Source organism: Leeuwenhoekiella sp. NPDC079379, assembly GCF_044542075.1.
Lineage (GTDB): Bacteria > Bacteroidota > Bacteroidia > Flavobacteriales > Flavobacteriaceae > Leeuwenhoekiella.
Window position 1 is genome coordinate 144,343 of sequence record NZ_JBITTU010000007.1, and the last position, 15,547, is coordinate 159,889.

The following is a 15,547-nucleotide window of genomic DNA, read 5'->3' on the forward strand; positions in this document are numbered from 1 at the left end:
AGCTTCAAGCACAAAAGCTAGAAAGAGTACCGGGTGTTGTTTTAATTACTTAGACTTAACGGTATTCTCTGTAGTGTAGTTTTTATCGACAAGAAATTATTCTAAATTATTATTTAGGGCGCTTAGTAATGAGCACCCTATCTTATAGGCTTTTGACTAGAAAATAGTTAATTTTGCACTTCAATTCAATAACAAATTTTACGTGAATCGATTACTACTCACAGGTATATTTATCTGCTCGCTGTTTTCATCTGTATGTGCTCAACAAGTAGCTGTACTTCAGTATGAAGGTGGTGGTGACTGGTATTCTAATCCTACCTCGGTTCCTAATCTCGTTTCGTTTTGTAATCAAAATATAAGTACCCGTTTAGATCCTAAGGTTGCTACTATACAAGCAACAGATCCCGGGATTATGCAGTATCCTTTTGTACATATGACTGGCCACGGAAATGTATATTTTTCTGATGAAGCTTTATTAAATTTAAGAAACTACCTCAACGGTGGCGGTTTTTTACACATTGATGACAATTACGGGATAGATCAATATTTAAGGCCACAATTACAACGTTTATATCCTGATGAAGAATTAATTGAATTACCTGCTTCTCACCCTTTATTTTCTTCAGCTTACCCTTTTGATAAAGGTTTACCTAAAATTCACGAGCACGAAGGTACGCGACCACAAGCTCTGGGGATATTTAGAGAAGGTAGACTTGTACTATTGTATACTTTGGAAAGCGACCTGGGTGATGGCTGGGAAAATCCAGAAGTTCACAATGATCCTGTAGCTGTGCACGAGAAAGCCTTAAAAATGGGAGCTAATATCATAAAATACGTCTTTGAAAACTGAGCAACTAACGCACAACACTACACAACTTCAATCTGGTGCGCATAATCTGGTTATACTTTGTGATGGCATTACGAGTCCGGCAAATGCTGGAAGTTTAATGCGACTTTCAGATGCTTTAGGACTAAAACACCTTTATTTTTGTAACAGTAATATCAATTTTGAAAGTTCAAGATTTAAAAGAACTTCACGGTCTACAGAAATGTATGTATCTTATACACAGACTTCAGACTATGATGAGATTTTAAAAAATCTTAAACGTGAAAACTATATCTTAATAGGTTTAGAACTCACGAATAACAGCATATCTTTGGCAGATTTTAATATTCAGGCAGATGAAAAAATTGCTTTAGTTTTAGGAAATGAGCGACACGGGATTTCTCCTACTGTACTTACAAAATTGAATAAATCTATTTACATACCTATGTATGGTAAAAATAGTAGTATGAATGTTGCCCAGGCAGCTGCAATAGCGACTTACACTCTTATAAATAACAGGCTTTAATGGAAGATAGATCTAAAATAATAGCATATGGTATTCTGCGAGCCCTAGGTATCGTGGGGGGTATCATTTTAATTCTCTGGTTTTTATATAAGGTACAGGCTGTTATTATGTTTATTGCAATTGCTGCAGTGGTTTCTTTAATAGGAAGACCTATTGTAACTTTTTTAAAAACCAAATTAAGGTTTAATGATATTGGCGCTGCAATTACTACCCTACTATTTGTTATGGGTATAATCGTAGGTATTATAGCTATTTTTGTCCCCATTCTTATAGATCAAAGTGAGCATATAAGCAAAATCAACTTTGAAGAAGTACAGCATAACGTAAACCGCCTAAATGTAGAATTTAGCCGCTCACTTGGCGTAGATCAAGTTACTTTAATTGAGGGTTTTAAGCAGTCTGAATTTATAAAGAACTTTGATATATCTGTTATCCCAACCTTTATAAACAGTATTCTGGGTAACTTCAGCTCTCTGGTTGTAGGCCTTCTTTCTGTGACATTTATTTCTTTTTTCTTACTAAAAGACAGCAGGCTTTTATTAGATAGTTTTTTAGTATTTGCAAATAAGGGCGAAGAGAATAAATTTAAGCACGTTTTTCATAAAACAAAGCATTTACTTTCTCGGTATTTTATTGGGATTCTATTGCAATTACTCATTCTGTTTATCATTTATTCTATTCTATTATTTAGTTTCCAAATCCCTAATGCATTTGCAATTGCTCTATTTTGCGCTATGCTTAACGTTGTTCCTTACATAGGTCCTGTTATAGGTTGCGGTGTAATGATGCTACTGGTTATTTCGGGCTATTTTACAGCAGATTTTGAAACTGTAATCCTGCCTAAAATGATTTACATCTTTATTGGTTACTGTATTGCTCAGCTCATTGATAATTTTATTAATCAACCGCTTATATTTGGTAACAGCGTAAAATCACATCCTTTAGAAATATTTCTGGTTATTATTATAGCCGGCTTGTTATTTGGAATTTTAGGAATGGTAGTAGCAATACCCACGTATACGGCTATAAAAGTTGTTGCACAGGAATTCTTATCAGAATATAAGATCGTTCAAAAGCTTACTAAAAATCTTTAATTTTTGAATAAACGCATTTTAGATCCAGATGTTTCAGAATTTATTAAAGCTAATTTAAAAGAGGATGTATCTCGTTTAATTCTTAATGGAAGCCCTTTCCCTGATGTTAGCGTACAAGAACTGGCTCAACAACTTTTAGGACTTCAAAAAGCACAAACTAAATTACCCACGTGGGCTGAAACAGCAGGTATTTATTTTCCACCAAAATTAAGTCTAGAACAAACTTCATCAGAACTTACAGCACAGTATAAAGCATCTCTAGTTAACGGTGCTAAACTTATAGATCTTACAGGTGGTTTTGGTATAGATGACTTCTACCTAAGTAACCAGTTCACACACGTTACACATTGTGAACTCAATGATGATCTCGCTGTAATTGCTGCGCATAACTATGACAAACTCAATATATCTAATGTTGAAGTAGTTACGCTAAATAGTCTTGAATATCTAGAAAATTCAATAGACCAGTACGATGTGATTTATGCAGATCCATCACGCAGAAGTGATAGTAAAGGAAAAGTTTTTATGCTTAAAGACTGTGAGCCTAATATTCCGGAAGCCCTCCCATTTTTGTTTACAAAATCTAAAACTATACTTATTAAAACGAGCCCACTACTTGATATTAGCGCCGGTTTAAAAGAACTTAGAAATGTAACAGAAGTGCACGCTGTTGCATTAAAAAATGAAGTTAAAGAGTTGTTATGGGTATTAAAACAGGATACAACAAATGAGCCTGTAAAGCTCATTTGCGTGAATCTTGAAAGTAGTTACACGCAACCTGTTCATTTAAATGCCCATTCCCTAGGTGATGCTATTGCAAACTTTGGAGAGCCTGCAACTTTCTTATATGAGCCCAACGCTGCTATAATGAAATTAGGAGCGTTTAATTGGGTAAGCGCTCATTACAACCTTGATAAACTTGCTCCTAATTCACATCTATATACCTCAAAGAATAAGATTGATTTCCCCGGAAGGGTTTTTAAAGTTGATGCGGTAATACCGTATTCAAAAAAAGAAATTAGCAAGCAGATAAAAAACATAAAAGCACACATCACCACCCGAAATTTTAAAGAAACTAGCGCTGCCTTAAGAGCGAAGTTTAAAGTCAAAGACGGCGGTGACACCTATTTATTCTTTACAACACTGTTAAACAATAAAACGTGTATGCTAAAGTGCTCTAAAATTGAAGATTAGTACGACTGTTTAAATACTGAAAATGCAAAGTTTGCTCCTGCTACAGCATCATCAATTTCAACATCAGTATAACTTTGTGTATCTACCGCTTCTGTAAATGATTTCCAACGATTAAGAACATCTGGAGCCGATTTACCAAAAAAATGATGCTTTTTAATATGCTCTAGATTTGAGCACGCTTCAAGATTTTTTCTAATTAATAATCCTCCCATCATAGAGCCTTCAGCAACATAAATCATTCCTAACATAAAAGAGGAGCTAATACTTTGTGGAATCTTAATAGTAAGTTTATCAAGCACTAAGGCATCTAATTGGTTCAAATCTCGCTTTAAAGCTTCCGTTTTCTGTGCGTCAGCAAATTTTTTTAAGTTACTAGGAACCAATTCTGCATATTCTTCAGACAATTCTGAAAGTGTAGCATAAGCCTTAAAGTTTTGAACAAGTAAGCTTTGATATTGATTAGTAGTTATGCTATGGTCTAGTATATATTTTGCAAGATTATCTTCTTCAGTTTCTTTGTGAAGCGTCGCTGTTCTTGTCTTTAGCTGTTTTAGAATCATATCCTATTTTAAGGCGTTTAAGGTCTTCCTGTATTTTGTGCATTCCGTCTCTATGAGACATATTTTCTTTAGAAAAATTCTCTAGAAAAAGCTCAATATCGCTAACTAACTTTTTGCTTTCTAAAATTCGTTGACGTACGGGATTTATGTAAGGCCCGTTATTACTTATCGCTTTTAAATACGGCTCAAGACGTTTATGTAGCGTACTTATGTTTTTCTTTAATATATATCCTGATGCGCCATTAAGAATAGTATCTGCTGCCAGTTCCTCATCGTTTATGGTACCGGTAATAAAAATAAAAGTTACAGAAGGTGCTAGTTGCTGCGCCATTTCTAAAACCTCTAAGCCAGTACACGTAGGCAAATTATAGTCAGATAATATAAGGTCTGGTTTTAAATTTTCAACAGCAAGTTCAAAATCGCTCAAATTGTTACACACTGAAATGGTTGCATTCTCAGCAACTTTAGATATTTCGCGTCGTATTAAAGTACTATCACTAGGATTGTCTTCAACCATTAAAATCTGCAAAGGTTCTTTAATCATATTATTTATTATAAACAATCCAATACTCTATTAAAACCGGCAATGTTTTACACAAATCAATGTAACTTTTTGGTTTTTCTACAAAGCTATTTGCGCCTATTTCAAAAGCTTCTTTAATGTCATTTGGCAAATCTGAAGAACTCAATATAACGACCGGAATATGCATATATTCTTTATTAGATCTAAATCTTCTCAGTATTTCTAACCCATCTATTTTTGGGATTTTCATATCTAAAAGAATCAGTTTAGGCAAAGCATTTTTAAAACCTGCGCTTTCTAAATACGTTACTGCATCCTCCCCGTCACTAATATGTGTAATCTCATATTCAGGTATCTGCTTATTAAATATACGCTTCATCAGCGCTATATCTGTTTTGTTATCTTCAATTGAGAGTATATGCTTTGAGTACACTATTTTTTATTTTACCCTAAATTAAAGAAAAAAGTACTGCCACGATTAACCGCACTTTTAACATTGATAATTCCTGAATGTTTTTTAATAATACGTTCTACAATTGTAAGTCCTATGCCAGAACCTGTATACTCATCTCCAACAAGACGATTAAATAATTTAAATATGCGCTGCTCGTGCTTTTGATCAAAGCCTATGCCATTATCTTTTACAAAATAAAATTGCTTCTTCTCAATTTCTATAGAGCCTATTTCTATAAACGGTTGGTCTGAATGTTCGGTATACTTAAGAGCATTAGTTAATAAATTCTGAAGTAGCTGTGCAATCATATTACGATCCCCAAAACTCACCGGCATATTAGGCTCTATCTTAATTAGTATGTTGGGATAATTTTGCGCTACATTTATGAAACTTAATACACTCTCAGCAATTTCCTTAATGTTTAACGGCTCACGATTAAGCTGATATTGTGTAACTCTAGAAAATTCTAAAATATTGTCTATAAGAAGATTCATATTTCTTGCTGAATCTACGATGGTTTCAATCGAAGATTTACCAAAGTCATCAAGTTTATCGTAATAATCCTCCTTTAAGATTTGCGTAAAACCATCTATACCACGTAAAGGAGCTCTTAAGTCGTGGGCTACGCTGTAACTAAAGGTTTCTAAATCTTCATATGCATTTTGGAGTTTACCATTAAGTGCTTTTACCTCTTCATATTGTTTTAAAATAATTTCAGAAATATTCTGCCTCAAGGTTTTTGCAGCTGCTATCTCATAATCCTGCCAGGGTTCTGAATTACCTTTTTGCTCTACAGACCATTTGTCAAACGATTTGCGTGGTGAAATTTTAAAATTATGCTCTTCGCTTGCCGCTTTTTCCGGATTTCCGCCCCAGGTCACTGTAGAAATTTTCTCAGGCTTAAACCAAATTAGGCAATCATTCTGCAGCTTAGATATAAACACACATAAAACACCTGAAGCTTTATTTACAAGCTCTTGGGTACTCTTTGAATCTAATGAAAATCTACTGCTAGAATAGGTATTTTCAGAAGTTTGACTTCTTATGTAATTTATAATGTTAAAAATCTCATCTTCCTCAGGAGCATCTCCTAAACGGTAAACTATATTATCTAAACACAAAGCTGCTCCAGTCGCTTCTGTAAGTTCTAACATTGTCAAATTACCTTGCGTTAGACCTGCCGGTATATCCCAATTTCTCGTTATTTGCTCAATTAATGTATTGCGTAAAACAGCAGAGGTGTTCACTTTTTGCAGTAGCGTATTTGAAGCAGACAAAATAAGCTGATTTGAAAAAACCTGAGTTAAAAAATTACAGGATTGACGCTCGTAATAATTAATAAATTTAGGTTTATAGTGATGGCACGCGATTAAACCCCACAATTTGCCTTTTGAAACAATAGCTGCAGTGAGCGTAGCACCCACCTTCATATTTTTTAAATATTCAATATGAATGGGAGACGAACTTCTTAATTCACTTAGGGTAAGATCTACAGGATTTTCACGTTCTTCCCCTTCTAAAGCTAAAATTGAAATGGGTTCACTATGTACGTCAGAAATAATACGTACACCTTGCTTCAAAAATAATTCTCGTGCCTGAGCCGGAATATCTGATGCTGGGTAACGCAATCCTAACCAGGACTCTAATTTCTCTTCTTTTGCTTCAGATATCACAATGCCATCCCAGTTCTCATCAAACCGGTAGATCATCACTCTGTCGTAAGCATAAAATTGTTTTATAAGATCTGCAGCAATATCACACATATACTGCTCTTCCTGTATATCATTTAACTTTGTTATAATCTTAGAAAGCTGAATTTGATAACTAAAAGGATCTGAAGGTTGTAGGTATTTCTCAAATTCTAAAAGTACAGAATTGCCATTTTTATATGCAATTAGTAAAAAATCTTCAGCATTAATATTAAGTACCTGGGGTGTAAATTTTATGTTCTGCTCTAATTTTTTGAATTCTAATACAAATGGTTCTTCTAAATACTGGTGTATTGAAGCCCCTAAAATTTCGGTAACGGGTGCGTTTAAAATTTGCGCTGCGTTGGCACTACAGTAGCTAATTATAGATGTGATTACATCATAAACTAGAAGATACCCATGATCTTGTATTTTACCAATGATATGTATTGGCTCTTTATCGCAATTTGTTAATGATAAATCTTTAGGATATAATTCTTTAGAGCCTTCTGCCATACTAAAGCTTAATTTTAAAATAAAATGTACTGCCTTCTCCGAATTGTGAATCTACCCAAATCTGACCATCGTGTAGTTTTACAATTTTTTTACAATGAGCCAGACCTACGCCGGTACCATCGTATTTTTCTTCGGTAGGTACACGGCCAAAGATTTTAAAAATACCCTCTAAATCATCTTCAGGTATACCTATACCATTATCTGATATTGCAAAAGTCTGGTATTCTTCATCTGTAAATGTTGATATGCGTATTACGGGCTTTCGATCTTTTTTTCTATACTTTAAAGCATTGCTTATAAGATTTTGAAATAAAAGTCTCAACTCAGTCTCATATGCCATCACTTTAGGCATTTTGGCAATACTCACAGAAGCACTTGCCTCGCGTATACTCTTATTTAAATCATATTTAACAACTTCAAGAAGCTCATTTACATCAACTTTAGTCTTCTTAAGATCTTCTCCTATTCTACTATGCTCTAAAAGCGCCTTAATTTGCTCTGCCATTCTACCTGAAGCTTCATGAATATAGCCCAGATATTCTATTCCTTTTTCATTTAGATTCTCACTATATTTTTTCAGAATAAAATCACTGCTAAAACGTATGGTCGCAAGTGGCTCTTGCAAATCGTGTGAGCATATAGAGACAAACTGTTCTAAATCTGTATTGGTGCGTACTAAATCTTCTTTCTGTCGCATCAATTCTTGCTGAATTTGTTTCAGCTCAGTAACTTCCATTAATGTGCAACGGTAAAGGGTTTCAGATTCATCAAAATTGCTCAAAGCATCTGCGTTAAAAAGAATTTCTATCTTCTCACCGGTAGACTTTTCAAGAGTCATCTCTTCTGTAGTCACTTTACCTTCCTTCTTCAATTTTTTGTGCAGTTGCAAACCTTTCAGTTTACTTTCATTTGTATAATACTCAAAAATTGATGAACCTAAAACCTGGCTTTTTTTATCAAAACCCAATGTCTTTATAAAAAGTTTATTGCACTCAACGATGATACCAGAATCTGCATTTAAACTCACGTGCATTACAGGATCATCCTCATAAAACGCTTTAAATTTTTCTTCACTTTTGCGCAGGCGCTCTTGCGATTTTTCAATTTTTGTAATATCAATAAATGATATAACGACACCTTCTATCTTCTCCCCATGATTTATAAAAGGAGAAATTCTTTTTATAAAATGTCTTCCAGTTTTACTTATAATACGTTTTTCAAAAACGTTTCCTGTACGCATTACATTTTTAGAATTCTCAACTAAAGTACGCTCACTTGAAATGCTAAAGCTTGAAACAAAATTATCTATAGATCTTCCTATATCATGTTTCATTAAATGAAAATGCTCCCTTATAGCGGGTGTGAATTTTCGGATAATAAGATTCTCATCTAGAAAAACTGTCCCAATACGCGTACTGTCAAGTAGATTGTCCATATCTGCATTAAGCATCGCCAGATCTTCCATCTTTTCGATGTGCTCAGCATTAATAGAGTGTAATTCTTCATTTACACTTTGTAACTCTTCATTTGTACTTTGTAATTCTTCATTAGAAGCTAGTAATTCTTCATTAGAAGCTTGCAACTCTTCATTGCTCGTCTCTGCTTCTTCCAGGGCATTACTGAGCTCGTGCTGCGTTTCTCTAAGCTCTTCTTCTAAACTTGTAATACGTTCCTGCGCGCTTTTGTGAATGTCTGCACGCTCAATAACAACTCCTTTTAAATTTGTATTATCTTGTTTTAAAAACGTAACTATAAAATTATATATATCATTTTTACCGGTGTAAACAGGCTTTACAAGAACATCTATAACAGCGTCAATCTTTTTATCAGTATCATATAATTCAACACCTTGATAAAAAACAGTTTTTAATTTACGTGCTGATTTTCGTACAGTATTACGCACAGCTACAGCAAGCTCTGGAGCAATCATAATCATTAAGTCTGTCGTAAATCCTTCACTAGGTAATTGAGCATATTTATTAAATGCACCCATCGCCTCAATAATTTTGAAATCTGCATCTATATATATACTGGCAGCCCCAAACTGTTGAAGAACAGCAGTACTAATCTCATTTCTTAAAAACTCTGTCGTTACCTGTTTTTTGGTTGTTGAATTTTTCAAATCTGATATTTGATTTTTAAACGCATTGCGCTCTACAGTTGAGCTTAATACTTCGGTTCTCAAGCGATTAGGAGTTTCTATATTTCTATAGACATTCCATTTTCTGTTAATTTCTTCAAATGAGTCTGCATGTTCTCCTAAAGATTCACTGGTGCCTAAAGTTAAAATACCACTTTCCTTAAGTGCGTAATGCAAAATATGAATCACTTTTGCTTGTACACTACTTTGTAAATAGATTAGTAAGTTGCGACAAATGACCATATCCATATTTTTAAATGGCGGGTCGTTTGTTATATTGTGGTTAGAAAAAATAATAGATTTTCTAAGTTTATCTTTTACAGTGTAAGTCTCTTTATCTCTGTTGAAGTATTTTGCTAAACGCACTTCAGAAATGTCTCCTAAAACATTTTGAGAATACTCGCTTTTCCCAGCTATTTCAAGATGATCATTAGAAATGTCTGTCGCAAAAATTTTGAGACTTATATTTTTACCTTGTTTTTCAATTTCATCTAAAAATAAAATTCCCAAAGAGAAAGGCTCTTCTCCTGTACTACAGCCTACATCCCAAATTTTTATTACTTCACCCACGGGCTTTTCAGAAACAATTTCTGGTATTACCTCGGTTTCAAGAATTTCCCAGACACGCTCATCTCTAAAAAACTTAGTGACACCTATTAAAAATTCTTTATATAAAATGTCTACTTCTTTACGATGCTCTTTAAGGTATGTAAAATACCCTTCAAGTGACTCTAATTTTAATACCCGAATACGTCGTCCTATACGTCTTAAAAGTGTAGGTCGCTTATACAAACTAAAATCAAGATCTGTATGTACCTTTAAAATGGCAAGAATATCTTTTAGTAAATTCTCATCATATTGAAACGAACCTGCATCAAAATCAATGTTACTTTGAGCTTCAAAATAATTAGCAAGCTCATCACTCATACGACCTACCGGAACCACATAATCTGCTAAGCCGGTTTTAATAGCATTGCGCGGCATCCCATCAAATTTTGCCTGACTGGGTTCTTGCACCATTACAACACCACCCTTCTCTTTTATAGATCGAATGCCTCTAGAACCATCACTACCGGTACCACTAAGTACAATTGCTGCGCAATGCTCTCCAGCTGTCTCTGCTAATGAATCAAAAAATAAGTCAATAGGTAGATTTAAGGATTTATCTGTAGGCTTTGGTAATAACTTAAAAGTGTTATTCTCAATAACCAGGTTGTTTGTAGGTGGAATTAAATAAATACAATTAGCCAGAATCTCACCCCCGTCTTCAATGATATTTATGGGAATTTTTGTGTTTTTACTCAACAACTCTGCCATTAGACTTTTATGGTCTGGAGAAAGATGCTGAACTACTATGTAACTGTAAAGTGATGAATTAGGTACGTTATCAAAAAACTCGTTGAGAGCTTGAAGACCGCCTGCACTTGCGCCTATTCCAACAATTACATGTTTTGCTTTTCTGATGGTTGTATTTGTAGTCACAAAAATAAATTGCGGGTTAATTGAGCTACTAACGAGCCTATTATTATTAAAAATAATATACTCGGGAGATAGTATTCAAAAATAAACCTTTTAAGAATATAATTTTAACGCGGTGTTAAATTTTAAGAAATCCTTAAGTATTATATTATTTAAAATAATATTTTGAGTATATAATTATTTCTATCTTAATTTTTATTATTAAGTTATTATTGTTAGAAAAACAGTAAAACAAAAAAGCGCTATTGATAGCGCTTTTTTTGTTTTCTAGCATTTAAATACTAATAATTATAAACTACAGCATTTATATTCATACCCGCTCCTACTGAGGCAAATACAATACAGTCTCCCGGTTTAATCGTGTGTCCTTCTACTTTTGCTTTAAGAATAAGATCAAGTAATGTTGGCACTGTAGCTACAGAAGAATTACCTAACCAAGATATAATCATAGGCATCACCTTTTCTGGTACCTCATCTATATCATATAATTTATATAGACGCTCAATTATAGCATCATCCATTTTACCATTAGCTTGATGTATAAGCACTTTACTAACGTCAGAGATATCCTTACCAGCTTTATCCAGACACGCCTTAATAGATAATGGCACTGTTTCTAAAGCATATTGATATAGTCTGCGACCATTCATTTTTAGATAAAGATCATCTTTATTAGAATCTGTAGAATTATAGGAACATCCCATCGTAAGCATTTCTGCATATCTGTAGGTATCTGATCTCGTTTTATGAGCCAGTAACCCTATAGGTGATTCACTTTCTACAGCTTCTAAAATAGTCGCTCCAGCACCATCTGCATAGATCATACTGTCTCTGTCGTGCCTATCTATAATACGTGAAATCGTTTCAGTACCTATTACAAGAACTTTTTTTGCATCTCCAGACTTAATAAAATAATCTGCCTGAATTACTCCCTGCAACCAACCTGGACAGCCAAATGGTAAATCATAAGCTACACAATCTGGATTCTCAACTCTTAATTTATGCTTTACACGCGCAGCAAGAGCAGGTACCATATCACTGCGATTTGAGCCGTGTTTTACATCGCCAAAGTTATGCGCAACTATAATATAATCTAGTGTTTCTTGATCTATGCCAGCATCTTTTATAGCTTCCTGTGCTGCAAAATAGGCAATATCTGAAGCCACTAAATCATCGGTGACGTAGCGCCGCTCTTCAATTGTTGTGATTTCTTGAAATTTCTCGATAATATAATTATTATCTTTTGCTACTGGGTTTCCATTAGATTCATAAAACTCATGATTTAAAAAATCACTGTTTTTTATGCGTCTCTCAGGTATATAGTTTCCTGTACCGGTAATCGTGCTGTATATCTTCTTTGTCATAAATTCCTGCATTTAGTCGCAGCTTACACCTTTAGTTTACATTTAGAATAGATCATATTTAAACATAAGTGGGTTAAAATACAATCTTATTAGTTAATTGGCGTTACACACCCCTTTTTATTACAATGTTCAGCGCTAACAAAATAAATTTAAAATATTGAATTTCAGATACTTAACGTCATTCCTGAGTAGTTTTTAAATTTTAAAAAATCACCGCTTTCAAGACTTAAATATTGATATTATGCTCCCACAACTGCGCATCGTATCACTGTAATATGGATTTTTAATTTCTTCAGATTCACTAAGCCATACGGCTCCTTTACTATCATTTGCCATTGGACAACGCTGCAAATATAATGTAGTATTTAATTTTTTTACTCTATTAGCAATTGCAGCCATATTTTCATTTAACAAAACAAGATGTTCTCGCTGATTCTCAATTGTTTTTGCTCTATTAATGGCTGTGAGCATTTGTGTAATTTTAGAAAAATGTGATTTATCTACAGTTTCTAATGCTGCATTATCAATTTTATCTAATTGTTCTTTAAATTTTTTCGCATTCGCGGAAACTTTAGAAACATCAGAAGCAATAAAAGCTTCCGTCATTGCTAAATAAGTAGGGATTGCTTGCTTAACTTGTTCCTGTACCTCTTCAGGAAGCACTGCCGGCTTTGAATCATTTTCGACAGCTACTGCTACTCCACTATTCATCATCGACTTTTTACCGCCTAGTTGAGCTGCCGCATCTACTGTAAACGTACCATTAACTACAATTTCTTCGCCAGGTGATAACCCGGAAACAATACTATAGCTGTCTTCCTTTTTTGGACCTAAGCTTACTTCTCGCATTTCAAAAACCGACTGCGTAGGGTTTGGTTTTACATATACGAGTGAGCGTTCGCCCGTCCATAATATAGCAGAAGCCGGTATATTAATATCTGTGGTAGCTGCACTGTTATTATTTTCTACAGTAGCCGATACAAACATTCCCGGTTTAAATAAATCTTCAGAATTCTTAAGCGTTGCTCTAATTATAACGGTACGTGTGTCTGTATTTAAAATAGGATCTATAAAAGAAATTTCACCCGTAAAGGTTTTATTAGGATAGGCATTTGTTTTTATAGCTAAATTTTGCCCTTTTTCAAGTTGACTTAGCTGTCGCTCATACACATCAAATTCTGCCCAAATACTAGATAAATTACTTACTTTAAAAATGGCGCTTCCATTCATTACGTGGGCTCCTTCAGTTACGGAAATTTCTGTTACTACCCCAGAAACATTTGAGTATATAGGAAACCGCGTAATTATAGTTCCTGTTTTTTCAATCTCATTTAAAACAGAACTACTTATCATTAAATTTTTAAATTTGTTACGCACTGCTGCATAGAGTCTGGGTTGTGTTTCTTTAATTTTTGAAGCGGTGATTAATTCTTGTTGAGCTGCTACGAGTTCTGGTGAATAAATGGTTGCTACACGTTGCCCTTTAGCGACTTGTTGTCCTAAAGATTTTATGGTTAAGGTTTCTATTCTCCCGTCAAAATGTGCCGACTGTGTTGCAGTCTCGTTTTCATTAACAGCAATTTTACCCGAAAGTGTAATACTTGCGGCATTTGACTCAGAAGAGTTTCCTATTACCCAGGTTTGAATGTCTGCAAGCGCCATAGCATTTTCAGACATTTTAAATTGATTTGCAGACAATCCAAAGGCATTAGACTCTTTTTCAACCAAATCCATTCCGCAGATAGGGCAGTCATCTGGCTCTTCACGTATAATTTGAGGATGCATAGAGCAGGTGTACAATTGAACCGATTCATTGGCACTATGTTCGTGAGATGCTTCATCATTAGCCACCGAATTCTTAGTCGTAGTATTAAATAATATATATCCTAATCCCAAACCCAAAACAGCGGCGATAAGTATGTAAACAACAGATTTATTCATAGTTTTATATTTTACTTCCGAAGAAAAAAAGATTTATTTAGCCGCTTCTAAGCGCTTAATTATTGATTTCATTTCTCCTATTTCTTTTTCTTGCGCTTTGATAATATCTTCTGCTAGTTTCTTTACTTCAGGATCTTGAATGTCTGCCCGCTTACTGGTTAAAATAGCTATGGAGTGATGCGGAATCATAGCTCTCATCCATGTAATATCATTTACCGGCTTTTGAGAACGTACTAGATAAAGTACACTGCAGAAAACAAGAACGCTTCCTATTAAGATTGCTGCATTTTTAGACTTGCTTTTATACATTTTTAGCATAAACAACAACATAATTACAGCCATTGTACAAATACCCAAACAACTCATATAAAAACGCGTTAGGCTAAAATATACGTGATCAATCTTATAAGTATTTAAATACATCGTGATGTACATCGCAATAAATGAGCAACCAAGCATCATTAAAAACTTAGTGTAATTGCCTTTGTGCGAATTAGAACTTTTGTTTTCCGCTTTCATCCTATTGGTTTTAAAATTCTACTTCTTTTTTCTCAACATTCTCAAAGTGGGTGAGCTTATATACCATAATATAAAGCCGCTTAAAACAGTTACTAAGCCTAAAATGGAGAAGGCTCTAAGTAGCCAGTTATTTATATTATCTCTACCTTCATAATCCATTGTATGGGTCATCCATAAAAAGTCAAACCAGCGCCAATTGCGGTGTCGTACCGTTTGAAATGCACCATCTGAAATTGATACGTACGCTTTAATTGTCTCATCACCTGCATAACTTATAACATACGCCGGAAGTAATTTCTCTCTATACTCGTGATGCTTATCAACTTGATCTATTTTTTCAACTCCAGAAACTTTAAGCTCTGGTAACATCCTAGTTGATGCAATTTTTAGTGCTTCCGCTTCAGAAATCTCACCCTTTAGCACTCCTGTCTTAGCATTGTAAAGTAGGTTGCGATTTATCCAGTAATAGGGCTCACCATTTATTTCGCGTAGCGCAAGCGTTTCTATTTTTAAGGTAGAATCTAATGCAGATGGACTCACCAAACCCTGAAATGCAACCGGCTGTTGATCTTGCTTAAAGTGATCTCCGTGAATCTCGTCAAGGTCTGTCCAACTAAAATACAAGCCACTTACCGTCCAAAATATAAATTGAACCCCAATGAACAGCCCTAAATACCTATGGGTTTTTCTAATTTTTTTTCTGATTCTAATTTTACTCATTTT

At 34.4% G+C, this 15,547-nt stretch carries 13 protein-coding genes; 4 read left to right on the forward strand and 9 right to left on the reverse strand.

Going from position 1 to position 15,547, the window contains the following annotated elements:
* Positions 1-202 precede the first annotated feature (202 nt).
* From ACIGAM_RS13985 to ACIGAM_RS14000, 4 genes are read left to right on the forward strand one after another with little or no spacing between them, the layout of a single operon-like run.
* The gene (locus ACIGAM_RS13985; RefSeq protein ID WP_396512091.1) at positions 203-850 is read left to right on the forward strand and encodes a DUF4159 domain-containing protein; all 648 of its coding nucleotides are present in this window, start codon (positions 203-205) and stop codon (positions 848-850) included.
* Positions 840-1,352, forward strand: coding sequence for a TrmH family RNA methyltransferase (locus ACIGAM_RS13990; RefSeq protein WP_396512093.1), 513 nt, complete (start codon positions 840-842; stop codon positions 1,350-1,352). Before ACIGAM_RS13985 ends, ACIGAM_RS13990 begins: the two co-directional genes overlap by 11 nt.
* Positions 1,352-2,446 carry an AI-2E family transporter gene (locus ACIGAM_RS13995; protein ID WP_028374810.1) on the forward strand — a complete coding sequence of 365 codons (1,095 nt, stop codon included), beginning with the start codon at positions 1,352-1,354 and terminating at the stop codon, positions 2,444-2,446. Before ACIGAM_RS13990 ends, ACIGAM_RS13995 begins: the two co-directional genes overlap by 1 nt.
* Before the next feature lie 3 nt (positions 2,447-2,449).
* Positions 2,450-3,640 carry a class I SAM-dependent methyltransferase gene (locus ACIGAM_RS14000; RefSeq protein ID WP_396512095.1) on the forward strand — a complete coding sequence of 397 codons (1,191 nt, stop codon included), beginning with the start codon at positions 2,450-2,452 and terminating at the stop codon, positions 3,638-3,640.
* On the opposite strand, the gene ACIGAM_RS14005 is transcribed toward ACIGAM_RS14000, so the two are convergent.
* From ACIGAM_RS14005 to ACIGAM_RS14045, 9 genes are all read right to left on the reverse strand, one after another.
* Positions 3,637-4,200, reverse strand: coding sequence for a biliverdin-producing heme oxygenase (locus tag ACIGAM_RS14005; RefSeq protein ID WP_396512097.1), 564 nt, complete (start codon positions 4,198-4,200; stop codon positions 3,637-3,639). The two genes, ACIGAM_RS14000 and ACIGAM_RS14005, sit on opposite strands and share 4 nt — an antisense overlap.
* A complete protein-coding gene (locus tag ACIGAM_RS14010) occupies positions 4,148-4,744 on the reverse strand; it encodes a response regulator (protein ID WP_396512099.1) in 597 nt (198 codons plus the stop codon). Before ACIGAM_RS14010 ends, ACIGAM_RS14005 begins: the two co-directional genes overlap by 53 nt.
* 1 nt (position 4,745) lies before the next feature.
* Positions 4,746-5,156, reverse strand: coding sequence for a response regulator (locus ACIGAM_RS14015; RefSeq protein ID WP_396512101.1), 411 nt, complete (start codon positions 5,154-5,156; stop codon positions 4,746-4,748).
* An 11-nt stretch (positions 5,157-5,167) separates the two neighbouring features.
* Positions 5,168-7,381 carry an ATP-binding protein gene (locus ACIGAM_RS14020; protein ID WP_396512102.1) on the reverse strand — a complete coding sequence of 738 codons (2,214 nt, stop codon included), beginning with the start codon at positions 7,379-7,381 and terminating at the stop codon, positions 5,168-5,170.
* Position 7,382: 1 nt separating this feature from the next.
* Positions 7,383-11,003: a chemotaxis protein CheB gene (locus ACIGAM_RS14025; RefSeq protein ID WP_396512103.1), complete on the reverse strand. Its 3,621-nt coding sequence runs from the start codon at positions 11,001-11,003 to the stop codon at positions 7,383-7,385.
* A gap of 278 nt (positions 11,004-11,281) precedes the next feature.
* The gene (locus tag ACIGAM_RS14030; protein ID WP_396512104.1) at positions 11,282-12,364 is read right to left on the reverse strand and encodes a 3-oxoacyl-ACP synthase III family protein; all 1,083 of its coding nucleotides are present in this window, start codon (positions 12,362-12,364) and stop codon (positions 11,282-11,284) included.
* 219 nt (positions 12,365-12,583) lie between these two features.
* Positions 12,584-14,305 (reverse strand): efflux RND transporter periplasmic adaptor subunit, encoded by a 1,722-nt coding sequence (locus ACIGAM_RS14035; RefSeq protein WP_396512105.1) that lies wholly within the window; start codon positions 14,303-14,305, stop codon positions 12,584-12,586.
* 33 nt (positions 14,306-14,338) lie between these two features.
* On the reverse strand, positions 14,339-14,824 hold the full coding sequence (locus tag ACIGAM_RS14040; RefSeq protein ID WP_396512106.1) for a DUF305 domain-containing protein: 486 nt from the start codon (positions 14,822-14,824) through the stop codon (positions 14,339-14,341).
* An 18-nt stretch (positions 14,825-14,842) separates the two neighbouring features.
* On the reverse strand, positions 14,843-15,544 hold the full coding sequence (locus ACIGAM_RS14045) for a PepSY domain-containing protein (protein ID WP_396512107.1): 702 nt from the start codon (positions 15,542-15,544) through the stop codon (positions 14,843-14,845).
* Positions 15,545-15,547: the final 3 nt, after the last annotated feature.